Source organism: Ponticaulis profundi, from assembly GCF_042659465.1.
Taxonomy (GTDB): Bacteria; Pseudomonadota; Alphaproteobacteria; order Caulobacterales; family Hyphomonadaceae; genus Ponticaulis; species Ponticaulis profundi.
In genome coordinates this window covers 1-24,166 of record NZ_JBHSSW010000003.1, presented here as the reverse complement: position 1 = coordinate 24,166, position 24,166 = coordinate 1, and the positions used below count along the sequence as shown (strand labels likewise).

General features: G+C 58.1%; 21 protein-coding genes. 13 read left to right on the top strand and 8 right to left on the bottom strand.

The features are described 5' to 3' along the window. The first annotated feature begins 71 nt into the window (after nt 1–71). The 8 genes from ACFQDM_RS01690 (at nt 72) to ligA (ending at nt 11,184) form a co-directional block, all read left to right on the top strand. Entirely contained in the window at nt 72–983 is a 912-nt protein-coding gene (locus tag ACFQDM_RS01690; RefSeq protein WP_377374631.1) for a D-alanine--D-alanine ligase, read from the top strand. Beyond that, a complete protein-coding gene (locus ACFQDM_RS01685; protein ID WP_377374628.1) occupies nt 971–1,849 on the top strand; it encodes a cell division protein FtsQ/DivIB in 879 nt (292 codons plus the stop codon). The genes ACFQDM_RS01690 and ACFQDM_RS01685 overlap by 13 nt, the downstream gene beginning before the upstream one ends. Before the next feature lie 5 nt (nt 1,850–1,854). Beyond that, nucleotides 1,855–3,258, top strand: a complete 1,404-nt coding sequence (ftsA, locus tag ACFQDM_RS01680) for a cell division protein FtsA (protein WP_377374626.1) — start codon at nt 1,855–1,857, stop codon at nt 3,256–3,258. Between the two features lie 89 nt (nt 3,259–3,347). After that, nucleotides 3,348–4,796 carry a cell division protein FtsZ gene (gene ftsZ, locus ACFQDM_RS01675; RefSeq protein ID WP_377374623.1) on the top strand — a complete coding sequence of 483 codons (1,449 nt, stop codon included), beginning with the start codon at nt 3,348–3,350 and terminating at the stop codon, nt 4,794–4,796. A gap of 293 nt (nt 4,797–5,089) precedes the next feature. Next, complete coding sequence (gene lpxC / locus ACFQDM_RS01670) at nt 5,090–6,013, top strand: UDP-3-O-acyl-N-acetylglucosamine deacetylase (protein WP_377374620.1); 924 nt, start codon at nt 5,090–5,092, stop codon at nt 6,011–6,013. 150 nt (nt 6,014–6,163) lie between these two features. Continuing rightward, nucleotides 6,164–6,958 (top strand): outer membrane protein assembly factor BamD, encoded by a 795-nt coding sequence (locus ACFQDM_RS01665; protein WP_377374617.1) that lies wholly within the window; start codon nt 6,164–6,166, stop codon nt 6,956–6,958. 43 nt (nt 6,959–7,001) lie between these two features. Beyond that, nucleotides 7,002–8,708, top strand: coding sequence for a DNA repair protein RecN (gene recN, locus ACFQDM_RS01660; protein ID WP_377374616.1), 1,707 nt, complete (start codon nt 7,002–7,004; stop codon nt 8,706–8,708). A 16-nt stretch (nt 8,709–8,724) separates the two neighbouring features. Beyond that, a complete protein-coding gene (gene ligA / locus ACFQDM_RS01655; RefSeq protein WP_377374614.1) occupies nt 8,725–11,184 on the top strand; it encodes an NAD-dependent DNA ligase LigA in 2,460 nt (819 codons plus the stop codon). A gap of 26 nt (nt 11,185–11,210) precedes the next feature. Here the strand turns inward: ligA and ACFQDM_RS01650 are convergent, their stop codons facing one another. From ACFQDM_RS01650 to ACFQDM_RS01635, 4 genes are all read right to left on the bottom strand, one after another. Next, nucleotides 11,211–13,028, bottom strand: a complete 1,818-nt coding sequence (locus ACFQDM_RS01650) for an aminopeptidase P family protein (protein WP_377374611.1) — start codon at nt 13,026–13,028, stop codon at nt 11,211–11,213. Between the two features lie 61 nt (nt 13,029–13,089). Then, nucleotides 13,090–14,022 (bottom strand): 50S ribosomal protein L11 methyltransferase, encoded by a 933-nt coding sequence (locus ACFQDM_RS01645; protein ID WP_377374608.1) that lies wholly within the window; start codon nt 14,020–14,022, stop codon nt 13,090–13,092. A 45-nt stretch (nt 14,023–14,067) separates the two neighbouring features. Further along, the gene (locus ACFQDM_RS01640) at nt 14,068–14,763 is read right to left on the bottom strand and encodes a M23 family metallopeptidase (protein WP_377374605.1); all 696 of its coding nucleotides are present in this window, start codon (nt 14,761–14,763) and stop codon (nt 14,068–14,070) included. A gap of 158 nt (nt 14,764–14,921) precedes the next feature. Further along, nucleotides 14,922–15,458 carry a hypothetical protein gene (locus tag ACFQDM_RS01635; protein WP_377374602.1) on the bottom strand — a complete coding sequence of 179 codons (537 nt, stop codon included), beginning with the start codon at nt 15,456–15,458 and terminating at the stop codon, nt 14,922–14,924. Between the two features lie 154 nt (nt 15,459–15,612). On the opposite strand from ACFQDM_RS01635, the gene ACFQDM_RS01630 reads away from it, so the two are divergent. Next, the gene (locus ACFQDM_RS01630; RefSeq protein WP_377374599.1) at nt 15,613–15,990 is read left to right on the top strand and encodes a RusA family crossover junction endodeoxyribonuclease; all 378 of its coding nucleotides are present in this window, start codon (nt 15,613–15,615) and stop codon (nt 15,988–15,990) included. Nucleotides 15,991–16,075: 85 nt separating this feature from the next. After that, nucleotides 16,076–16,294 (top strand): hypervirulence associated TUDOR domain-containing protein, encoded by a 219-nt coding sequence (locus tag ACFQDM_RS01625; protein ID WP_377374598.1) that lies wholly within the window; start codon nt 16,076–16,078, stop codon nt 16,292–16,294. On the opposite strand, the gene bla is transcribed toward ACFQDM_RS01625, so the two are convergent. The 3 genes from bla to ACFQDM_RS01610 all read right to left on the bottom strand — a co-directional run bounded on the left by bla (nt 16,295) and on the right by ACFQDM_RS01610 (nt 18,264). Beyond that, on the bottom strand, nt 16,295–17,209 hold the full coding sequence (gene bla, locus ACFQDM_RS01620) for a class A beta-lactamase (protein ID WP_377374595.1): 915 nt from the start codon (nt 17,207–17,209) through the stop codon (nt 16,295–16,297). A gap of 95 nt (nt 17,210–17,304) precedes the next feature. Further along, nucleotides 17,305–17,763 carry a PaaI family thioesterase gene (locus ACFQDM_RS01615; protein WP_377374593.1) on the bottom strand — a complete coding sequence of 153 codons (459 nt, stop codon included), beginning with the start codon at nt 17,761–17,763 and terminating at the stop codon, nt 17,305–17,307. Between the two features lie 3 nt (nt 17,764–17,766). Then, a complete protein-coding gene (locus ACFQDM_RS01610; RefSeq protein ID WP_377374591.1) occupies nt 17,767–18,264 on the bottom strand; it encodes an SspB family protein in 498 nt (165 codons plus the stop codon). A gap of 171 nt (nt 18,265–18,435) precedes the next feature. On the opposite strand from ACFQDM_RS01610, the gene ACFQDM_RS01605 reads away from it, so the two are divergent. After that, nucleotides 18,436–19,665, top strand: coding sequence for a pyridoxal phosphate-dependent decarboxylase family protein (locus tag ACFQDM_RS01605; protein ID WP_377374588.1), 1,230 nt, complete (start codon nt 18,436–18,438; stop codon nt 19,663–19,665). 200 nt (nt 19,666–19,865) lie between these two features. Continuing rightward, complete coding sequence (locus tag ACFQDM_RS01600; RefSeq protein ID WP_377374585.1) at nt 19,866–21,212, top strand: chloride channel protein; 1,347 nt, start codon at nt 19,866–19,868, stop codon at nt 21,210–21,212. A 15-nt stretch (nt 21,213–21,227) separates the two neighbouring features. Here the strand turns inward: ACFQDM_RS01600 and ACFQDM_RS01595 are convergent, their stop codons facing one another. Beyond that, the gene (locus ACFQDM_RS01595; protein WP_377374583.1) at nt 21,228–21,692 is read right to left on the bottom strand and encodes a hypothetical protein; all 465 of its coding nucleotides are present in this window, start codon (nt 21,690–21,692) and stop codon (nt 21,228–21,230) included. Between the two features lie 151 nt (nt 21,693–21,843). On the opposite strand from ACFQDM_RS01595, the gene ACFQDM_RS01590 reads away from it, so the two are divergent. Next, nucleotides 21,844–24,153 (top strand): ATP-dependent helicase, encoded by a 2,310-nt coding sequence (locus tag ACFQDM_RS01590; protein ID WP_377374582.1) that lies wholly within the window; start codon nt 21,844–21,846, stop codon nt 24,151–24,153. The last annotated feature ends 13 nt before the right edge of the window (nt 24,154–24,166 follow it).

The following is a 24,166-nucleotide window of genomic DNA, read 5'->3' as shown; positions in this document are numbered from 1 at the left end:
GAATTCGTCTCCCTCTTGCCTGATTCGGTTGTCAGTAGGACGCTGGGCCAAGTGTAAGCTGGAGTATGTCGATGAAGCGCGTTGCGATTGTGTATGGCGGATGGTCGTCGGAGCGGGAAGTCTCACTTTCATCCGGGCGTCAGATGGCGGCAGCGGCGCGCGAAAGCGGGCAGTATGACGTCGTTGAAATCGATGCAACGCGTGAGCTGGCCAATCAGATACTGGACGCCAAACCGGACGTCATTCTCAATGGCCTTCATGGTCCATGGGGCGAAGATGGCTGTGTTCAGGGCGTTTTTGAAATTCTCGGCATTCCCTATTCGCATTCAGGTGTCGCCGCTTCGGCGGTCGCCATGGACAAACGCAAGTCCAAGGCCGTCTACGCACAGAACGGCATCGAAATCGCCGCTGACGTAAAGGTGACCCGCGAGTTCGCGGCCAAAGAACATCCCTTGCCGCCGCCTTATGTGATCAAGCCAATCGCGGAAGGTTCAAGTTTCGGCGTCGTCATGGTGCGCAAGGGCGCGAATGCACCGGCAGATATTCTGATGTCGGATAGCTGGGTCTATGGCGACAATCTCATGGCCGAAGAATACATTCCTGGCCGGGAAATTACCGTCGGTGTGATGGGAGATCGCGCTTTATGCGTCACAGAGATCACAACGTTAAGAGAGTTTTACGATTTTGACGCAAAATATGAGAGTGGGGGATCGCGCCATGTGGTGCCGGCAGACCTGCCTGGTCGAGTGACCCAAGCTGTTATGGATGCAGCGTTGAAGGCACATCAGGCTCTGGGTTGCCGCGGTGTGACGCGATCCGACTTTCGTTATGACGACGAGAAGGACCGGCTCGTGATTCTGGAAACCAATACACAGCCAGGCATGACACCGACCTCTCTCGTCCCAGAACAGGCAGCCCATCTCGGCATTTCTTTTGTCGAGCTGGTCAGTTGGATGATAGAGGATGCGTCATGCCCCAGGTGAAGGGTGGAGCAAAAGGCAAATCAGGTGGGAAGGCTGGCGCTAAGGGCGCTGCGAAAAAGCCGACACCTGCACGCGACGCAGTGGTCAAGCAGACCACAGATGTGTCGTCCATCATTATGGGTGGATTTTTGCTTCTGGCTGTCGTCGTTGGTGCAGCCGCCTGGATGGGACGCTCCATTTCCGTCATCGAAAATCAGGTCAATCTTTTCACCGACGGCGTCGTAAAGACCGTCGGTCTGTCTGTGGATACCATTCGCGTGTATCAGGCGTCTCCCGATCAGGAGACCCGCATTCGTCAGGCGCTCGGCGTTCAGATTGGTGACAATATGTTCCGCGCGGACCCGAACACGCTGAAAGACCGCCTCGAAAAGGTCGGTGGCCTCGGCGATATTCAGGTTCACCGCTTCTGGCCGGGCCAGATTTCGATCTTCATCACGCCGCTCGAAGCCACCGTGCTTTACTGGGATGGCCAGCAGCATCTTCCAATGAACATCAATGGCGATGTGGTGCCGGATGTCGATCTGGCCGCGCAGAGCTTTCCAATGGTGACAGGTGAGGGGTCTGTGAAGGCCTCTGCCGAGTTGCTCGCGGATCTGGAAGCCTTCCCGCTGCTTTTGTCGAAGCTTGGCTATGCAGACCGGATCAATGACCGTCGCTGGGATCTGGTCATGCGTTCGAAAGTGCGCGTGCAACTTCCTGCCGGTGCGGCGCGTTTCCATGCGTTGGAGCGACTGGCGAACCTGCAGCGCGAAACCGGTCTTCTGGATCGGCGCGTTGAGCGGATCGACCTTCGTGATCCGGATCGTATCTACACACGTCGTGGGCAGCTAAGTGCTGGTCTCGCAAGCACTGGCTCGCAGGGGTAAGCAGAATGTCTAGTCTGGATCAACGGCTGCTCATGGCTGCTCAGGGACGTACGCGCAAAACCGGTCAGGTCGTGGCTGCGCTCGATCTGGGCGCAACGAAAGTTGCCTGTCTGGTCGCGCGTCAGACGTCTCCGTCCGAAGGTGAGTTTGAATTGCTTGGCCATGGCCAGCAGAGCAGTCGCGGCCTGAAAGGCGGCTTCGTGATCGACATGGAAGGCCTGGAACGCTCTGTGCGTCTGGCTGTCGAAGATGCTGAGCGCATGGCTGGCCAGCAGGTGACTGGCGTGCGTCTTGCCGTGTCCGGTCCTTACATCCGGACCCGCGAAGTGCGCACCGAGATCGAGATGGGTGGTCGCGAGATCGTCCAGAAAGATGTCGTGAAACTGCTGGAGCGGGGCCTCTCCAAATCTCAGGATGAACGCCAGCAAGTGCTGCATGCTCTGCCGGTCAGCTATGCGATTGATGGCAATGATGGTGTGCGTGACCCGCGCGGCATGTTCGCTGATCGCCTCGGCGTCCGCATGAATGTCGTCTATATGCCGCTGCCGGTGTATCGCAATCTCGTGACCTGTGTGTCGCGTGCGCACCTGACCGTCGAGAGCGTCGTGTCAGGCGCGTTCTCCAGTGCGAATGCGGTGCTCAGTGATGATGAGCGCGACAATGGCGCGATCTGTATTGACCTTGGCGGTGGCTCCACCGGCGTGACCGTCTTCATGAATGGCACGCTTGCCTATCTGGATGCGATTGGTGTCGGCGGACAGCATGTTACCTCGGATCTGGCGCAAGGCATTGGCACGACCATTCCAGCGGCCGAGCGCATCAAGACCCTGCATGGCACGCTGAAAATGCCATCTTCCAGCACGGGCGCCGAAGCTTATGAAGGCGCAGCCGCGTCTGATGATGAAGCGCCGCCCCGTCCAGGCACGATTGAGCGCATGGAATGGGAAATGCAGAACGCCAAGGAGAAAGACCTGATCGACGCGCCGAAAATCGGTGATGATGGTCGTCTTCAGGCTGCGCGCATGTCGCGTAGCGAACTTGTCGGTTACATGCAGCCACGTGTCGAAGAGATCTTTGAGCTCATCTCTGAGAATCTGTCGAAATCCGGCCTTGGTGGTCGTCTTCCGCGCCGCGCCGTTCTGACCGGCGGGGGGAGTGAACTGCCGGGCATTCGCGATATGGCATCGCGAATTCTCTCCATGCCGGTGCGCCTCGCCAAGCCGATCAAATCTGAACAACTTGGTGAAAATTGTCAGCGTCCGACATTTTCTGCATCTGCCGGTTTGCTAACCTTTTCTGCGAGCGGGCCGTCCAGCGTTCCACAAAAGGAAGCGAAAACAGGTCATTCTACTGCAAAGCCGGGGAATATCTTCCAACGTGCTATCCAGTGGCTAAAAGAAAACCTCTGATTTTTTTACACTCATTAACGGTCGCTTAAGCCTGTCAGCCGACTCTAAGGTTAATCCCCAACGACTCGGTAATCGATAAGGCAGACCAGATGAGTATTGAGTTACAACCAAGAATTGTAGTTTTTGGCGTCGGCGGTGCCGGCGGCAATGCTGTCGACAACATGATCAAAGCCCAGCTTCAGGGCGTTGAATTCGTGGTAGCTAACACAGATGCTCAGGCGCTCGCCCGATCAACTTGTGAACAGAAAATCCAGCTCGGTCTGGAAACAACGTCAGGCCTCGGTGCCGGCGCGCGTCCGGAAGTGGGCTGCGCTGCGGCAGAGGAAAGTGTTGACGAGATCAACCTGCACCTCGACGGCGCTCACATGGTCTTCATCGCAGCCGGTATGGGCGGCGGTACGGGCACAGGTTCTGCTCCGGTCATCGCGCGTTGCGCACGTGAGCGTGGCATTCTGACGGTCGGTGTCGTGACCAAGCCATTCGCTTTCGAAGGCAAACGCCGCATGGCGCTCGCCGAGCAGGGCCTGGCTGAAATTAAGAAGCATGTCGACACGCTGATCATCATTCCAAACCAGAATCTCTTCCGGGTTGCGAATGAGCAGACGACCTTCGCAGATGCCTTCCAGATGGCAGACCGGGTGCTTTACTCTGGTGTGCGTGGCATCACCGATCTGATGGTTATGCCTGGCCTGATCAACCTCGACTTTGCAGACGTTCGCACCGTTATGGCGGAAATGGGCTCTGCGATGATGGGGACCGGCGAAGGTTCGGGCGAGAAGCGTGCGATGGAAGCCGCCGAAGCGGCGATCGCAAACCCACTGCTCGACGACATCTCCATGCGTGGCGCCAAAGGTGTTCTGATCAACATCACGGGCGGCTATGACATGACGCTCTACGAAGTTGACGAAGCTGCAAACGCGATCCGCGAACAGGTTGATCCGGAAGCGAACATCATTCTCGGCTCGACTTTTGACGAGAGCATTGAAGGCCGTATGCGCGTCTCTGTTGTTGCAACAGGCATCGACACGGAAGCTGGCGAAGGCGCAACGGAAACGCAAATGCGTCGTCCTGCCGCTCAGCCACAAACTGCTGCGCCACAGCCTCAGCCGCAGGTTCAGCCTGAGCTGACGGTTGCTGCTGAAAAAGTTCAGCGCTCTGTGGAAAGCAAGCCGGTTGTTGAAGTGAAGGCAGAGCCACGTCCGGAACCTAAGCCGGAACCAGCGCCAGAGCCGGTTGCTGAAAAGCCACGCCAACACCGCGTTGTTGCGAAAATCGACGACACGGAAGAGCATGTGCCGGCAGATCTCGTTTACGGATCGTCTTCTCGCGGGTCTTCGAAGCCTGCTCAGGAAGAGTCCCGTTCAAGCGGCCTGCACAATCTCTTCGGATGGCGCCGCCCGTCCGGTGACAACCCGAATGCACCGTTTGAGGATGTCCCGACATCTTCCAGCAACCGTCGCTCTGACATGCACTCTTCTGCAATGGACGACAGTGATCTGGAAATCCCGGCATTCCTGCGCCGTTCGGCCAATCACTAACCTTTACGCAGGTTAACCAGAATCAACGCCGCCCCTTGAAAGGGCGGCGTTTTTTTGTGCTCACAATTGTAACAGAAATGGCGCGTTCGGGCCGCTCAGAGGGGAAAACTGCATTCCAATTCAGGCCTGTGATATATTGGCCACGCGATTAAAACCGACATAAAAACAATACATTAAGGTTTCCTGGTGCGCCTATGTTAGCGGTTTGTCAGCTTTGGTTACGAAACGAAACAAAGCGTGTGTTGTACTTGAGGGGGCGGCAGGCAATCTCCTAAGCACAGGAGAAAGATTTCGTGACGACTATTGCGTACCAACATACGATTGACAGTACTGCCATTTGCGCCGGCGTCGGCGTGCACTCGGGTGAGCGCGCGCGTTTGACTCTCAAGCCTGCTGCAGCCGGTACCGGCATCGTGTTTCAGCGTGTCGATGTCCCGCGTGAGCAGGGTCGCATCGAAGCACGCGGCGATCTCGTCCATGATGTCACGCTTGGCACTAAGCTCAGGAATGAATTCGGCACGACGCTGTCAACGGTCGAGCACCTGCTCGCCGCTGTTTACGGCCTCGGCGTCGACAACCTCGTGATTGAAGTCGACGGTCCGGAAGTTCCGATCATGGATGGCTCGTCGGAGCTGTATGCGGACCTGATTCGTCAGACGGGCCTTCGTCGCCAGAAATCACTGCGCCAGTTCGTGCGTGTGCTCGAGCCCATCGTCGTGGAAGATGGTCCAAAGAAAGCGGCGCTCATGCCGGTTGAGGATGAAGGCTTCTATCTCGACGCCACCATCGATTTCACGACCAGCGCCATTGGCCGCCAGCGTAAAGTGATGGAACTGACCGAAAAGAGCTTTTCCCGCGAACTCGCTTTTGCCCGGACGTTCGGCTTTATGTCAGAGATTCGCCAGCTCCATGCGATGGGGCTGGGGCAGGGTGCATCGCTTGAAAACGCCATCGCCGTGGAAGACGACAAGATCGTCAATCCGGAAGGTCTGCGCGCCAAGGATGAGTTCGTTCGTCACAAACTGCTCGATGCGGTCGGCGATCTGTCGCTGATCGGTCATCGCGTGATCGGTCGCTATGTGAGTGAGCAGCCAGGCCACTCCATCAACAATCTGCTCGTTCGCAAACTGCTGAAAGAGACAGACAAATGGGTGATGGAAACAGCGCCTGTTGAGACCGCCAGCTATCAGCCTGAAGCCATGGCAGCCTGCCTCTAGGACGGGCTTCCTGACAGAAGCTTAATTGTGGGGATGATTTTCTTCCCGCGAAACGGCTTGGCGTGACTGAATTGAGAGGCTATCACATCGAAGACTGGTGTGGAGTAAGGTATCCGACATATGACAAAAAGCCCGAAGTCATTGCTTCTCGTGACCGCTGCGCTGTTTCTTCCTGCAGGTTGTTCCATGCTGGATGGTGCGCGTAATGAGCGACTGGCCTATGTCGAACGCCCGGTCGAGCAGCTTTACAACGATGCTTATGATCAACTGGCGAACCGCTCTTATCAGAATGCGGTTCTCATGTTCGACGAAGTGGAACGCCAGCACCCGTATTCAGAATGGGCGAGCCGCGCCAACCTGATGGCCGCTTTTGCGAGCTATCAGAGCAATCGCTATGATGAAGCGATCGAGGCTGCGCGCCGTTATATCTCTCTGCACCCGGGCAATGACGAAACCGTCTATGCCTATTATCTCATTGCCATTTCGTATTTCGAACGCATCGTCGATGTGGGCCGTGACCAGGGCACAACCGAAGACGCGCTCGCTGCGCTGGAAGATGTGATTCGTCGCTATCCGGATACAGAATACGCGGCTGATGCGCGCCTGAAGGTCGACATGGTGCGTGACCAGCTGGCTGGTAAGGAAATGGCGATTGGCCGCTGGTATCTGCGTCGCAACCAGCAGCTTGCAGCCATCAACCGCTTCAAGACGGTCATTGATGACTATCAGACGACAAGCCACACGCCAGAAGCGCTTTATCGCCTGACAGAGGCCTATCTCTCGGTCGGTCTCGATTCGGAGGCGGAAAAGACGGCATCTGTGCTCGGCTATAACTATCCGGCTTCGGTCTGGTATGGTGATGCCTACGACCTGATGCTGGACGAAGGCACGAGTCTTGGCACAAAGCCAGAGAACAGACGTAAGAAAATACTAGGTTTGTTCTAATAACGTTCTATTCTTGTTCTTCTGCATGTGATATGTGGAGAACATGCTGATTGCTCTTTCTGTTCGTGACTTTGTCCTGATTGATGCACTTGATGTGTCGGTGCATCGCGGGTTCACCTCCATCACTGGCGAAACCGGTGCGGGCAAATCGATTCTGCTCGAAGCCCTGCGCTTCGTGCTGGGCGGAAAGGCCGATAAGCGGCTGATCCGTAACGGGGCAGAGCGCACCAGTGTTTCGGCGAGCTTTGAACTGCCGTCAGACCATCCGGCACTCGCAGAACTCTATGATCGCGGCTTTGATTCGGCAGAAGAAGGTGTGCTCACCCTGCGCCGTGTGCTCAGCGCCAATGGCCCATCCCGCGTTTTTGCGAATGATCAGATGATCAGCGCAGATCTTGCCCGCACGCTCGGCGAGAGCCTTGTTGAAATCCACGGACAACATGACAGCTCGGCGCTGTTGAACCCGGCGCTGCACAAAAGCGTGCTCGATCAGTATGCGCAGTCGGGCAAGCTCATTGAAACGGTCTCGAAAGCCTATGACAGCTGGCAGGCCGCGCGCGAAGAGCTCGAAACGCTGGAAGCAGAGGCTAATAGCCGCGAATCAGAGCTGGCCCAGCTTCAGATCATGCTGGACGAACTTGATACGCTCAGCCCGCAGGAAGGCGAAGCCAGTCGTCTCACCAGCGAACGGGCCTTTCTGATGAACGGCCAGAAGCTCGCAGAATGCCTGACAGACGCTGATGATGCGGTCCGCCAGTCAGATGCAGCCAATGTGTTCGGCACGGTGTCGCGTCATCTGGAGCGCGCTTTGCGCTTGCCGGAACTCGCTGAAGCCCGCGAAGACAGCCCGCAACTGGAAGCGCTCAAAACCGCTCAGGATGCGGTTGAGCGCGTGCTGATCGAACTCAGCGAAGCGAGCTTTGCCGTCGAATCGGCCCGGTCTGCCTTTGATTATGATGCCGGGGCTCTGGAAGGCGTGGAAACCCGCCTGTTTGCGCTGCGTGCAGCGGGGCGCAAATTCGGCGTCGATCCGGATGCGCTCTGTGAGCTGCATATGGAATCCAAGGCGCGGCTGCAAAAGCTTGGTGATTTTGAATTCCACATGGATGGCGCGCGCAACAAGGTCGCAAAGGAAGAAGCAGCTTATTGCGAAGTCGCTGGCAAGCTCACGGCCCTGCGTCAGTCTTCGGCGAAACAGCTCGCCAAACTGGTCATGAAAGAGCTCAAGCCGCTCAAGCTCGAACACGCTGTCTTTCAGGTCCGCATTGATGAAAAGCCCTTGGAAGCCGCAGGTCCGGATGGCCGCGACAAGATTGTCTTCGAAGTGCAGACCAATCCGGGTGCGCCATTTGGTGCGATGAACCAGATCGCCTCTGGCGGCGAACTTGCGCGCTTCACACTGGCCCTGCGTGTGTGTCTCGCAAATGTTCAGACCGCCTCGCTCATCGTCTTTGATGAGGCCGATCAGGGCGTTGGCGGCGCGGTGGCCAGCGCAGTCGGTGAGCGCCTCTCGCGCCTTGCCGAAGAGCGTCAGGTCATCTCCATCACGCACAGCCCGCAGGTCGCATCCTGTGGCCATTTCCACTGGCATGTCACCAAGGCCGTGTCGAAGGACAAACAGACCACGTCAAAACTCACCGTGCTCTCCACAGAGAAGCGACTTGAGGAAGTGGCGCGCATGTTGTCCGGCAGTGAAGTGACAAAAGAGGCGCGCGCCGCTGCAGAATCCTTGATGGCGGGCGCGGTTTAGGACACATGATCAGTCCATGACGACTGATCCCAACGATTCTGCTCTGGCCGCTCCTGACACACTCGATCGGCCAGTCGACCAACTGGATGATGCCGAAGCATCGGCTGAGCTTCTGTATCTGGCAGACAAGCTCGCTGCGGCAGACCGGGCCTATTATGAAGACAGCGACCCGGAGCTGACCGACGCGGAATATGATCGGTTGCGACAACGCAATAACGCCGTCGAGGATGCCTTTCCCCATCTTGTGCTCGAACATTCGCCCAGCCAGAAAGTCGGCGCGGCACCGTCTTCGGATTTTGCCAAGGTCGAACATCTGGTGCCGATGCTGTCGCTCGACAATGCGTTTTCCGAAGAGGACGTGGAAAGCTTCATGGCGCGCATGCGCCGCTTTCTGAACCTCGGCAGCGATGAACCTTTCGCTGTCACGGCAGAACCCAAGATTGATGGTGTGTCGGCGAACCTGCTTTACCGCAATGGCAAGCTAGTTCGGGCCGCAACGCGCGGCGATGGCCGTGTGGGTGAAGACATCACGGCGAATGTCCGGATGCTAGATGACATCCGGGACGAGCTCGCTGGCTCAGGCTGGCCTGATGAGATCGAAATCCGGGGCGAGGTCTATATGACCTGGGAGGCGTTCGAAGCCCTCAATGCCGAGGCCGAGCGCAAGGGCACGAAAACCTACGTCAATCCGCGCAACACCGCATCGGGTTCACTTCGTCAGCTTGATCCGAATGTGACGAAGGCGCGCCCGCTGAAATTCTTCGCTTACGGCTGGGGCGGGGTCAGCGAGAGTTTTGCGACACGCCAGTCAGAAGCGCTGGAGCTGTTCAAAAGCTGGGGCTTGCCGGTCAATGACCTCATCAAGCGCTGTGAGACCGTTGAAGACGTCATCGCGCATTATCAGACAATCCAGGAAGCGCGTCCGACGCTTGGCTATGATATTGACGGTGTGGTCTATAAGGCCGATCGGCTGGATTATCAGTCCCGGCTCGGTATTGCATCGCGCGCCCCGCGCTGGGCGATTGCGCATAAATTCCCCGCCGAGAAAGCCGAAACCCTTGTCGAAGCGATCGACATTCAGGTGGGCCGGACAGGCTCGCTCACGCCGGTTGCCCGGCTGAAGCCCGTCAGCGTGGGCGGTGTGGTTGTCTCCAATGCGACGCTGCACAATCAGGACTATATCGCGGGCTACCGCCGTGTGGATGGCACCGTCCAGAAGGTGACGGACGACATTCGCGTCGGCGACCGTGTGCGCATCCAGCGCGCAGGTGATGTGATCCCGCAGGTGCTGGAGGTCGTCAATCCGGATCGGCAAGGCCGCGAGGACGCGTTTGTCTTTCCGGACCATTGCCCGGAATGTGGTTCGCTTGCCTTGCGAGATGTGGACCCGAAAACCGGTGAAGAAGATGCGCGTGTGCGCTGTACGGGCGGCCTCATCTGTCCGGCTCAGGTGCAGGAACGTCTCAAGCATTTCGTGTCCCGCCGCGCGCTCGATATTGATGGTCTCGGCGACAAGCAGATCGCACTGTTTTACGAGCGCGGCATTGTGAAAACGCCTGCCGATGTGTTTCGTCTGCCAGAGCGTATCGCCGAAGCCGGTTACGATCCGCTGGACACCTGGGAAGGGTTTGGTGAAACCTCGGCGCAGAATCTGTTTGCCGCCATTGATGCCAAGCGCACCAGCCCGTTTGCCCGCTTTCTCAACGGCCTTGGCATTCGCCATGTCGGCGATGTTGTGGCGCGAAACATCGCCATGCGCTTTGGCCGCTGGCAGGATTTCCATGCGCTGATGCTGGCAGCTGGCACGGTGGAAGACGGCCTGCAGGATTACAAACGACTGCGCCATCATCCGGATCTGCCGGAACGGGTCACACTCGCACTCTTTGAGATCGACACGTCCGCGCTCGATGGGACAGATGAGAATCCATGGCCCTTTCCGCTGCTCGAAGCGGTTCGCGCGGCCGGTGTGAACCTTCAGGGCAAGCATTCCGAAGCGCTCGGCGAGCGTTATCCGGCAAAGGATGATTTCACCGCCGAGATCACGCGTCTGAAGCCGGTGCACGACGCCATTCGCGCCATTGAAGCGATTGATGGGCTCGGCTTTGCGGCCGGGTCTTCGCTCGTCGCGTTCTTTGAGGAATCGCACAATCGCGATGTCCTCGAAACGCTGGTCGGCCAGCCGGATGGCGAAGCCGGCCTGATGCAGATTGAAGACGCCGCGCAGCCGAAACAGGCAGAGGATTCTCCCGTCGCCGGGAAAACCCTCGTCTTTACCGGCACGCTCTCTCGCATGACCCGCGACGAAGCAAAGGCGCGCGCGCTCTCACTGGGCGCGAAAGTGTCGGGCTCGGTGTCTGCCAAAACGGATTTGCTGATTGCCGGGGAAAAGGCGGGCTCTAAGCGCACAAAGGCAGAGAGCCTCGGCGTCAAAGTCATCAGTGAGGATGACTGGATGGATATGATCGCCGACCTTTGAAGGATCGGCGATCATGAGACGTCAGCTTAAAGCGGAGCGCAGGCGTCGCTGAGCCAGGACTGAACCTCTGGCCAGTCGCCAAGACGCGGTCCAATCGTGTCTTTCACGCGCGCATGATAATCATCCACCCAGGCGCGCTCTTCGTCTGTCAGAAGCGACAGGTCGATCAGATTGCGCGCCAGCGGCGCCACGGTCAGGACTTCGAAGCCAAACATTGGCGTGTCGCCGCCTTCGATGGTTTCCGGCCCGACCACATACTGCAGATTCTCGATCCGTATGCCGTATTTGCCAGCAATGTAATAGCCTGGCTCGTTCGACACGATCATGCCAGCCGCCAGCGGAACCGAATTCCAGCCCTTGGCGATGCGTTGTGGTCCTTCATGCACGCCGAGGAACGACCCCACGCCGTGACCTGTGCCATGGCCGTAATCCATGCCAGCCTGCCACAGTGCATGACGCGCCAGCACATCGAGATGCGTGCCTGTCGTGCCTTCCGGGAAGCGCACCACCGTCATCGCGATATGTCCTTTCAGGACCAGCGTATAATGACGCTTCATCTCGGCGGTCGGCTCACCGATTGCCACTGTGCGCGTGATGTCGGTCGTACCGTCGAAATACTGACCGCCGGAATCGACCAGGAAGAGGTGGCCTTCTTCAAACGTGGCCGAGCTTTCCTTGTTGACGCGATAATGCGCCATGGCACCATTGGCACCGAAGCCTGAAATCGTCTCGAAGGAGATGTCTTTCAGCTCGCCGGATTCCTCACGGATTTTTTCCAGCGTTCTGACCGCGTCGATTTCGGTTGTCTTGCCAGGCTTTGCCTTGGTTTCGATCCAGTGCAGGAAGCGGGCAATGGCCACGCCATCGCGGTCATGCGCCGCCTGCGCGCCTTTCAGTTCAGTCTCGTTCTTCAGCGCTTTTGGCAGGGCGCAAACGTCCATAGCCGGGACAACGTCAGCCTTGTTGCGCTTCAGCGTCGTAAAGAACCATTCTGATGCAGTCGCCGGATCGGCCTGAACCTTCTTGCCTTTCAGATTGGCAAGACCTTTCGAAAGGTCGGCAATGTCATGCACAGCGACCTGATTGCCGAGATGCGCGCGAAGCTCATCATCAACCTTTTTCGGCGCGATGAAGAGATCAGCTTCACCGGAGCTGTGCAGAATGGCGCGGCTCATGGGCAGAGGCGAACACTTCACATCGCCGCCGCGAATGTTGAACAGCCAGGCAACAGAATGCGGCGCGGTAATCACCGCAGCATCCAGGCCTTTTTTCTTCAGATGCGCAGCAATCTGCTCGCGTTTTTCAGCCGAAACCTGACCTGTGAAAGCCGTATCCAGCGGATAGGCTTTCGCCATGGGCTGGCGCGGGCGTCCTTTCCAGGCTTTGTCGATCGGGTTTTTCGAAACCGCTTTTGGCGTTGCGCCAGCATCTTTCAGCGCCGCTTTCAGCCCATCTGCCGCTGTCGGCGTCATCAGTTTCGGATCATAGCCAATCGTCTGCCCGGAAAGATCAAGCCCTTCGATAAAGGCCCATGGCCCTGGCGGCTCGAACGTCTCGATTGTCAGCAGCTCCTTGGCGGCCTGATCCTGGATCTGGATCGCATAACGGCCATCCACAAAGATATAGGCTTTGTCGGTCAGAACGAAGGCAGCGCCAGCCGAGCCGGTAAAGCCGGTCGCCCATGCGAGGCGTTGATTGGCTTCCGGTTGGTATTCGTTCTGGAACTCATCCTCGTGCGGCACGTAAAAGCCGTCCAGGCCAGCCTGCGTCATGGCTTCGCGCAATTTCGGCAGGTTCTCGCGGGCGACGTCTGGGCCGCCACGTACATCGAATGTTTGTCTCATGCGCCTCTGATTATCAGTTGGCGCATTTCAGTGAAAGGGGCATTCGCGCAAGATTTGCCCGTCAGTCGGCGTCGACGGCGCGCATCAGGGCTTTCAGGTCGGCCAACAGACTTGGGGTCTTTTTCACGGGCTTCGCTTTCGGCTTCACATAGGTGAGGGTGGACCAGCCATCCTTGTGAATACGATCGGTCAGCACCAGTCCGCGGCCATTGAAGGCGGCGCGGACGCTCGGTTCCTGGTGCGTCAGCAGGCCGGACAGGATCACGGCGCCGCCGGGACGCAGCACTTTGGCAATGTCTCCGGACAGGCCGATCAGAGGCCGCGCCAGAATATTGGCAAAGATAGTGTCGTAAGGGGCCTGCGCCTGAATGATTGCAGACTTGGTGCCCGTCGCCGTCAGGAAGCGAACTGTGCGGCCCATACGGTTGTTATTGCCGTTGATTTTCGACACCCGAATGCTCTCGGCATCGATATCGCTGGCCACAGCATAGCTTGCACCGCGCTTCACAGCGGCGATGGCCAGCACGCCAGATCCCGTTCCGATGTCGAGCACCTTGCCGAGCGGGCCTTTTCGGGCGCGCTTTTCCAGCGCCAGCAGACAGCCAGACGTCGTGCCGTGATGGCCTGTACCAAAGGCAGGGCCTGCCTCGATCCAGACCGGAATGCGTCCCGGCCAGCCGCGCGCGAGCTCATGCGCTCCTGCGACAACGAAAGGCCCGGCATGGACAGCCGGCAGGCCTTCCAGAGACAGGGCCACCCAGTCCTTGTCTTCCAGTTTCTGGACCACCGGATTCACATCCGGGTCAACCAGTTCGATAATCCCGGCGCAGCCATAGGCGCTTTCTTCGTCCTGTGCGTACGCATCCAGACGCCAGGTGATCCGCGTTTCCTCTTTGGTATCAACCGCATCGGCAGGCGATGGGTCGAGCCAGGTGAGGGCATCGGCGAGAGCCTCAATCACATTGCGAGGCGCAGTGGCAGAAACGATATACATGGGAGTGCATTAACAACGGAAACGCTGTTTGCGGAACAGTTTTTTCTATTCCAGACGCGGATCAATCCATTCCGGGAAGGAAAATGGGTCCCGGGCGTCCAGACCACGGCCCCAGACACCGGCCTGATACGTGCCGGTGAGGATCTCATAATGCAGGTGAATTCCGGTCACCTGTCCCGACCGGCCCATACGGCCGAGCGGCTTGCCATAGTGGACATAAGCGCCTTTTTTGATGCCCGGTTCGATATATTCGAGGTGGGCATAACGCGTATAAACGCCATGACCATGGTCGATCAGGATCGCCAGGCCATAGCCACCATTCTGTCCGGCTTCGAGAATGGTGCCGGCACCGCCTGAAAACACACGGCTTGCCGGACGCGATGTGATATCCAGCCCCTTGTGCAGCCTGCCCCAGCGCTGTCCGAAACCGGAACTGACACAGGCATTGTTGGCCGGAGCGGTCACGATCGGCACCTTGCCGTCGACGACGATCATGCGGGAATAGCTGGTGACTTCATTGCTGCCATTTGTAGGCGGCTTGTTGGACACGGTTGTGCCCTGACACACGAACAGGCGCTTGTTCGGATAGAGCCGTTCGACATTGGCTTCGATCACCGGGCCACTTTTCGGGTTGATGCGAACACCCTCGCCATCACCGCTTCGCACCGGTGCTTTACTGGACGAGGCACAGGCCGCCAGAAAGACAGAAACAAAAACAAGGGCGATGAAACGACGTTGCATGGGGCTCGCGACTTTCTCTACCGGTATGGTTAAGATCGTCAGGGCGGGCTGATGTGAAATCGCCCGGAATGACCGCGCAATCGTCGCAAAATAGGGTTAACAGCTTCTGTATTGAATCGTGCGACTTTTGCCGATCGCACGATTCAGGATCAGATTATTCAGCCTGTGGTTTCATCTGCTTCAGGCGCGGGTGACATCATTGCTGCAAGGCGCTGGGCCCCGAACACCAGCGCAGCGAAGAAGCCGCCACCGAGCAGCGTTGCGACGGCCATCTCGCGAAAATCCGTGCTTTCCATGATCGCCGGGGCTGCTGCCACCGTCAGATACAGCATGGTCGCGGTGTTGAAGAGGGCAGGCACGCGCTCGACAATGCCCAGATAAACCGCAATCACGACGGCAGAAATCGCGATGATGAAGCCAAGCGTGCCGCTCATCAGCGGCAGGTGATGCAGACCGGCTGCCAGTGCAATGCCGATCAGCGCCCCCAGCATGCCGGGCACCAGCTTCTTCATGTCCAGCTTTTCAACAGCGGACCAGTACCAGAGGAACAGAAAGCTCGCATATAGCGAGGAGAGTTTCAGCACACCGCCGCCTAAAAGAATCCAGCCGACAATGCCCATAATGACGATCAAGAGAATGACAAAGCCGGCAAACAGGCTCGGTTTTTCTGCGGGGGTTTCCGCTTCGTTAGACATGTATTCCTCCCATAATGTGTTATTATGAGAGGAAGCTGGCTGGCTTTCCCCAGCGCTAGTCAAGCATGTATATCGCGCAGTCAGGACGAAACTTTGACCCACGGATCAATGTCCGCTAGCAGTTTGTTATTGGGCCATTTTCGAAGGGCAGAGCATGTCTGAACCAGACTGGGTTGGAAAAGGGAAAGTGCGTGCACGCCTTCTGGAAGACGGCACGCTGGAGGCCAAATGCAACGGCCTCACCACTCAGGCGAAATACTATAAGCCTCTGTTCAAGGAGTTCTTCCGCAAGGACTTCCATGTGCGTCCCAGCTATGGCGATTTCGAAGTGCACATCACCATGGAATATACCGGCGATCCGCCGCATATGGATCTTGATAATCTCGCCAAGGCGCTGCTCGACAGCCTGTGTGGCGCGTCATTTTTTGATGACAGCCAGGTCGCACGCCTCGTCGTGGAACGCATTGAAGGCGAAAGAGAGCGCATCATTATGCGCTCAAAGGCTCTGACCAGCGGCTATCTTCAGCATTAGTCGAGGCGACCGCGTTCTGCCAAAGCGCCGGAACTCCGTACACGCCATCACGTTCTGATGAGGCAGAAACGGAAGGCATCTATCCATGGCAAAGGCATATTCGGAAGGCCAGAAGGTCGAGTGGGACTGGGGCAATGGCACCGCGTCCGGCGAGGTCGTGAAAGTCTACACCCAGAAGCGAACGCTCAAAATCAAGGGCGAAGAGGTCACGCGTGATGCCAGCGAAGACTGCCCGGCCTATCGCATTGATACAGGCGACTCAGAAGCGCTGAAAAGCCACTCCGAAGTGCGCAAGGCCAGTTGATCAGCTCCGATCCGGCAGCAGAGCCGCGCGCGCAATCCGGCCGATTTCGGCGTGCAGCTTGTCGGTCTCCGGGCTCATTGGATTGGGCGTGTTGATATAGCTTGCCAGAACGATGGGCCCATCCTGCCCCGCCATGGTCAGCGGCGAATAGCCAAAGGCGACATCAGCGCTGGTATTGTGTCCATTCGTGCCGGTCTTGTCGCCCGCATAGATATGGCCAAGCCCGGCGCGTAGGCGGTTCAGCCCGGTTTCTGCTTCATTCATCCAGTCGTGCACCTGGCGAATATCATTGTCGGCCTCATCGCGGCCAAACAGCAGATTCTCCATCAGCCAGGCCATCCAGCCAGGTGTGGTCGTATCACGCTCATCACCGGGGGCTGCTTCATTCAGTTCCGGTTCCCAGCGGTCAAGGCGGGTCATGCGGTCGCCAGCCTCCCGGATGAGATAGGTCAGGCCCGTCGGGCCGCCGAATTCCTTCAGCAACAGGTTCGCTGCCGCATTATCGCTCGTCGTGATGGTCGCGCGGCAAAGCTCGGCAATCGACATCTCACCGCGCGCGATCTGTGTTTCGACGACTGGGGAATGCATCACAAGATCGTCTCGTGTGATCGGGATCATGCGATCCCAGCTGTCGGCCATCACATTGATCCGGCGCGCCATGAACACGCCCAGCATCCATTTGAAAGAGGAGCACATGGCGAATCGTTCTGTGTCGCGATGCGCAATCCGCAGGTCGGCGTTGTGGACATGCTTGCCGCAGACGCCGATGCGGGCACCGGAGCGCGCTTCCAGATCGGCCAGCTGCTGATTGGCTTCATCAACAGAAATGAGCGGATCTGTGGTCCGACATCCGCCGACCAGAGTCAGGCAGAGCGTAGATGACATAAACAGACGGCGTGACCAATTGTGTGACATGCTTCCCCCAATGCGTTCAGTACCCAGATCTTGTCTAGCAGGATTGGGGCGTGAAAGGGGAGGCGATCAAGGCAATATTGCCCGAAAGTCAGGGATTAAAAGCGTTTGAAGGCTTTCGGTGCAGCCGTCGCACTGGCTTTCGCAACCAGTTTCCCGTCCGGGTCGAACAGTTCGCCTTCCATGAAGGCGGTCGATTTTCCAAACTTGATGATCTTTGCCACCACTTCGGCGCGCCCTGGAAACAGCGGACGCATGAAGCTGGTTTTCAGCTCCAGCGTTGGCGCTGTCATGGTGATGTTGGATGCGATGATCACGCAGGTCGACATCGCTTCGTCCAGCATGGCGGTCAGAAAGCCGCCCTGAACCGCGCCGGTTGGATTGGCAAAGGATGGACTGACATCAAAGCCCATGCGGATCGTCATCTCGTCCTGATGAACATCCAGCAATTCCATGCCCAGCGTTTCCGAACAGGGCGGGCGCTTTTTCGAATTGCGAAATCGCGCCAGCATGTCGGCATCGGAAATACGCGGCTTTTCCTCGCTCGGCGTACTCACGGATTATTTCCGGCGGAAGGCGTCGAGGCTGACAACCGTGCCATCGCTGGCTGGACGGCTTTCATCGTCATCGCCTGCGTCCAGGTCGGCATCACCGGCCTGGTCGTCGTCGGTTGCGACGTCCAGCGGGTCATGCGCTTCGGCATCAACCTCTTCAAAGCCGAGACCGAAATTCACACTCGGATCGACAAAGCGGTTTACTGCAGAATACGGGATATGCAGATGCTGCGGAATGCCGGAGAATTGCAGCACCAGCTCGAAATGGCGCTCATGCACTTCCAGATCCCAGTACTGGTGCTGAATGACGATGGTCATTTCATCGGGGAATTTCTGCACCAGAGCTTCGGCGAGTTTGACGCCCGGCGCCTTCGTCCGGAAGGTGATGTAGAAATGGTGATCGCCCGGTAATCCGTTTGGAGACTCAGCCACTTTCAGGGCTTCCTTCATGACGCCGCGCATCGCCGCCTGTGTCAGGGCCTGGTATCCAATATCGTCAGTCATAGAAAAATTCGCTCCCGGTTCATCTGCAACTTAGTAACGGAACGGGGCTGGGGCAATATTGTTCGTCCATTGCGCGACACATGAATTGCACATACGCGCCAATGGCTTGTGGATCATCGCGTGCTCAGGTCATACTCCGCCCCAAAACATAAAAGGGGAGGCGCAGTCGCAATGACATTTCCGGAAAACGGGCGCAGCGCAGACGAGATACTGAGCGAGCTGGACGCGCGCAGCAGCCAGGATGTGCAGTGGCGCGATGGCAAAACCGCCGTCTACATCTTCAATGCGGGCGAAGATATCAGCGCGCTGAAGAAGCAGGCTTACACCGCTTTCATTGAGGAAAACGGGCTCGGCCCGCTCGCCTTTCCGAGTCTCAGGCAGATGGAAGAAGATGTCATCGCCATGGCGCTCGACATTCTGCATGGCGGTGAGGGCGCAACCGGTAAGATGACTTCGGGCGGGACCGACTCCATCACCATGGCGATGAAGACGGCGCGTGATTATGCGCGCGCTGAGAAGGGCGTGTCCGGCCCGCTGAATATCGTCCTGCCATATTCTGCGCACCTCGCCTTCGATAAGGCGGCGCATCTGATGGATATCGAAGTCCGCCGCATCCCGGTGGAAGAAGGCGCTTTCACAGCGGATGTGACGGCGATGGCAGATGCCTGCGATGCACACACCATCATGGTGGTCGGGTCTGCGCCAAACTTTCCTTATGGCATTATCGACCCGATCGAAGCTCTGAGCGAGATGTGCGAGGCAAAGGACCTCTGGCTGCACGTTGATGCCTGTGTCGGCGGTTTCCTCGCGCCATTCGTCCGGATGAATGGCGCAGAGATTCCACCGTTCGATTTCGAGGTGCCGGGCGTCCATTCCATGAGCGCGGATCTGCACAAATATGGCTATTGCGCCAAAGGGGCATCGACTGTGCTTTTTCGGTCTGAAGCGCTCTATCAGTATATGCCATTTGATTTCGACAACTGGTCAGGCACGCAAATGGTCACGCCGACCCTCGCAGGCACGCGGCCAGGCGGTGCGATATCAGCGGCCTGGGCCGTGATGAACCATCTGGGCATCGCCGGATATTGCGAGAAACAGGCACTTGTCACAAAGGCCCGCGCGCAGATCGAGGCGGGGCTCAGACAGCTCGGGTTCGAGATACTGGGCGAACCGAAACTCGGTCTGATGGCCTTCCATCATCCTGATTTTCACGCCTATGCGCTCTGGGGCAAAATGGCAGAAAAAGGCTGGTTCACCTCGCTCACCAAAGACCCGCCCAGCCTGCATCTGATGCTCTCGCCCAAGCATGCCGAGGTCGCAAATGTCTATCTCGCCGACCTTGAAAAAAGCATGACGGAAATCACGCCGGATACGGAGCACGTCAAAGCGCGATACAGCTGACCGCACTATTGAAAACAGGTCACACGGTAAGGGGAATTTCAGCAATTGTGCGCATATTGAACCGCGCCGGGTCCAAACACGTCTCTGAGCTGTTCAGAACGTCTTGACCCTTGGTCTTAAAGGGCGTTTCAAGAGGTATGGGTTCTCAAAACACGGCCGAAAGAGAAGACAGGAAAAAGCGTACCTCGCGCTCATTCGCGATGGCGCGTCTTTTCGGTCGCAGAAGTGTTGTTGTTGAAACACGGTTGTGGGCTGTGGCGCTTGCCTGCGGTATTCTCGTTGGCCTTGTCATGGCGGCCATGCGAAAGGCCATTGTCGCGGTCGAACTCTTCGGCTTTGGCGTGGAAGATGAGCGCATCACCACGGCGGTGATTGGTCTTCATCCGGGCCGCGTCATCCTCATCCCGATCATTGGCGGCATTGTCGTTTCGCTTTTGCTTTATCTCGGCATGAAGCTCGGCATTCGCGGCGACCCGCGCATGGGCGGTATCCGCGATGTCATCAATGCCCGCCGCCATGTGCTCGACAAGCGTGGGCGTACGACACCGCTTGAGAAAATGCACATGACCGTCAAGGATGGCATTCAGACCTTCCTCATCGCGATTGTGTCGCTCGGCAGCGGCGCATCCGCGGGCCGGGAGGGACCTGCCGTCCATATTGGCGCCGTGCTTTCGGGTTTCTTCGCGCACCGTCTGAAATTTACCCCGGCCCAGATCCGCGCGCTGCTCGGGTGTGGGGCGGCGGCGGCCGTCGCCAGCTCCTTCAACGCGCCGCTGGCTGGCCTGCTCTTTGCCCATGAGGTGATTATTGGCCGCTACCGGATTTCAGATATCGGACCGATTGCCGTCGCCAGCGTGTCGGGCGCGCTGGTCACAAGGCTGATCTTCGGCAATAACGCGGTTTTCATTCCGCCAGACATTTCCAACCCGCCCGTCACCTTCTTCCTCGGCACGCCGTTCATGGGACTGATCGCAGCCGGGCTGGCCATTGTGATGATCCGCGCCTGGCTTCATGCACCGGATGTTGGCCGCATGGTCGCAAAGGCGATGCATGTGCCGCTCTATGTGCTACCGCCCTTTGCCGGGCTGCTCATGGGCATGTTCGCGCTCGCCTTTCCGCAGATTCTGGGCGTTGGATATGAAGCCACGGCGTCTGCCATTGCTGGCGGATATGGCGCAGCCTTCATGTTGATCCTCGCCATTGCCAAGATTGCCGCGACGGCGCTCTGTATCGGCACGCGATTTGGCGGCGGGGTGTTTTCGTCCTCCATCTTTGTCGGCGCGATGATTGGCGGCTTTTTCGGCGCGCTGATGGCGTTCCTGACCGGCGAGGGCGAGGCTGCGCAGACCTTCTTCACCGTTGTCGGCATGGGCGCGATCTCCGGTGCGGTGCTGGGCGCACCGATCTCGACCACGCTCATCGTGTTCGAGCTGACCCGGTCTTATGAAAGCGCCGCTGCCGTGCTGATCTCGGTTTCACTCGCCACTGTCATCGTGCAGGCTGTCGAAGGCGGCAGTATCTTCCAGCAGCAATCGCGCCGGACTTGAATGGCAGCTAGCACGTCACCGGCCCGGCGTCAGATAGCGTTCGAGATCGGCCGTGTGATCATCGCGCTCACCGAGACATCCACCCGAGATCAGCTTACCGTTCACCCAATTGGCGAGAACGACATATTTTGAGTTTCGCTCAAAGGCTTTCGCGCCCCAGGCTCTGTCATGTTCAAATTGCCATATGTCGATGGTTCGGGTGCCGGCACGCTTGTAATCATTGATCACGTGGAAGCGCGTTCGGTAGCGAGGCGCGCGCCATGCATAATCTTTTCCATACAGAAATTTGAACTTGCGACGTGCTTTTTCCGTCGCAAACAAATCTTCCACCTCTACCGCATAGCCTTCAAATATGACGTCGGTGTTCTGATAGACGATGTCGAGATCATCAGAATAAGTCCATTCTGGGCATGAAAGCGCATGTGCCGTCACGGGTGACATCAAGAGGCACGCTGTGCCGAGAGCAAGTCCTCTGATCATGATGTTCCCCCTGAAATGCTGACGAAGACCATCGTCACTGATCCAGTTTCTGAGCTGTGCCAATTCATAGCACATGACTTTCCGCTTGCGCCCCCCATGTTAGAGTGGAACGAAACGCGAATCATTCAGCATCACAACACCAAAGACCAACATGTCAGACAATGTCCCACTCTCACAACTCGCCATGGCGCGCCCGGGCGGCGGCGCCGACTATCTGGACGGGCTGAACCCCGAGCAGAAACAGGCGGTTGAGACTCTGGAAGGCCCGCTGCTCGTGCTCGCAGGGGCCGGGACCGGCAAGACACGGGTTCTGACGACACGCCTTGCACACATCATCCGCACGGGCCGTGCCAAGCCCTGGCAGACGCTTTGCGTGACCTTCACCAACAAGGCCGCGCGCGAAATGCGCGACCGTGCGCAGAACCTCATCGGACCAGATGGCGAGGGCCTGCGCTGGCTCGGCACCTTCCACTCCATTTCCGCGCAGATCCTGCGCCGTCATGCAGAGCTGGCAGGCCTCAAGCCAACCTTCACCATCATTGATACCGATGACCAGATCCGCCTGTGCAAGCAGATCATTGAAGCGGAAAACATTGATCCCAAGCGCTGGACGCCGCGCTATCTGGCTGGCCTGATCGATGGCTGGAAGAACCGCGCCCTTCTGCCGGACAAAGTGCCGTCCGATGAGGCGTATCAGTTCGCAGACGGCAAGGGCATCAGGCTTTACGACATTTATCAGCGCCGTCTTTCCATCCTGAATGCGTGTGACTTTGGCGATCTGCTCCTGCTGACCATTCGCCTGTTCCAGGACAATCGCGATGTCCTGGCCGAATATCATGACCGTTTCCGCTATATTCTCGTGGACGAGTATCAGGATACCAACATTGCCCAGTATCTCTGGCTGCGCCTGCTTGCGCGCGGCACGGGCAATATCTGCTGTGTGGGTGATGACGACCAGTCCATCTATGGCTGGCGCGGCGCCGAAGTGACGAACATCCTCAAATTCGAGCAGGATTTCGAAGGCGCAGACGTGATCCGGCTCGAGCGCAATTACCGCTCAACCGGTCATATCCTCGCCTGTGCGTCTCAGCTCATCACCGAGAATAAGGGCCGTCTTGGCAAGACGCTCTGGACAGAAGGGGATGAAGGCGAGCCGGTCAAACTGCGTGGCCTGTGGGATGGCGAAGCCGAAGCCCGGCTGATTGGTGACGACATTGAAAGCTGGCGCTCCTCGGGGCGCCGCTATGAAGACTGCGCCGTGCTGGTGCGGGCCTCCTGGCAGATGCGGGCCTTTGAGGAACGCTTCATCATGCTGGGAATTCCCTATCGCGTCATTGGCGGCCCGCGCTTCTTCGAGCGCGCCGAAATCCGCGATGCGATGGCCTATTTCCGCCTGATCCGGTCTGAAGATGATGATCTGGCCTTTGAGCGCGTGGTGAACCAGCCAAAGCGCGGCGTTGGCGCCTCCTCTCTGCAGAAACTGCAACAGATCGCCCGCGGTGATGGGCGATCGCTGCACACCATCACCCGCATGGTGTTACAGACCGACGAGATCAAAGGCCCGGCAAAGCGCGGCCTGACCAGCTTCATGAACCATCTCGACATGTGGCGCGACAAGCATCATGGCGGCATGTCCCATACCGAGCTCGCCGAGCAGATCCTCGATGAGTCCGGCTACACCGATATGTTGCGCGCAGACCGCTCTCCGCAGGCGGCGACGCGCCTTGAAAACCTGAAAGAGCTGATCAACGCCATGGGCGAGTTCGACAGCCTGGCGGGCTTTCTCGAGCATGTGCAGCTCGTCATGGACACCTCGCGCGATGGCGGCAGCGAGGATGAAGTTCAGATCCTCACCCTGCACGCGGCCAAGGGCCTTGAATGGCCGATGGTCTTCCTGCCGGGCTGGGAGGAGGAGGTCTTCCCGTCCAAGCGCTCGATTGACGAGAATGGCAATAAAGGGCTCGAGGAAGAACGACGCCTTGCCTATGTCGGCATCACGCGGGCGCGCGAGCGTTGCTATATCTCCTTTGTTGCCAACCGCCAGATTTACGGGCGCTGGCAGTCCGTCATCCCGTCGCGTTTTGTCGATGAATTGCCGCACAAGCATGTCGAGGCCATTTCCGAGACCGGCTATGGCCAGCGTCAGGGCTTTGGCGAAAGTTTCGGGGGCGGCTCCTCCAGCTTTGAGGATCTTGGCGAAAAGAGCACCTATTCCTCGCCGGGCTGGAAGCGCATGCGTGAAACCACCCGCAAGCGCAGCGCTCCGCCGGTGATTGATGGCAAGGCGGAACTCATCGCCTCAACCGATCCCGGCCGCGCCGGGTTCAAGCTCGGCCAGCGCGTTTTCCATATCAAGTTTGGCTATGGCAAGGTCGAACAGATCGAAGGCGCCAAGCTGACCGTCGAGTTCGAAAAAGCCGGCACGAAAAAGGTCATCGCGACCTTTGTCGAGGCGGCTTAGGGGGGGGAGTCGT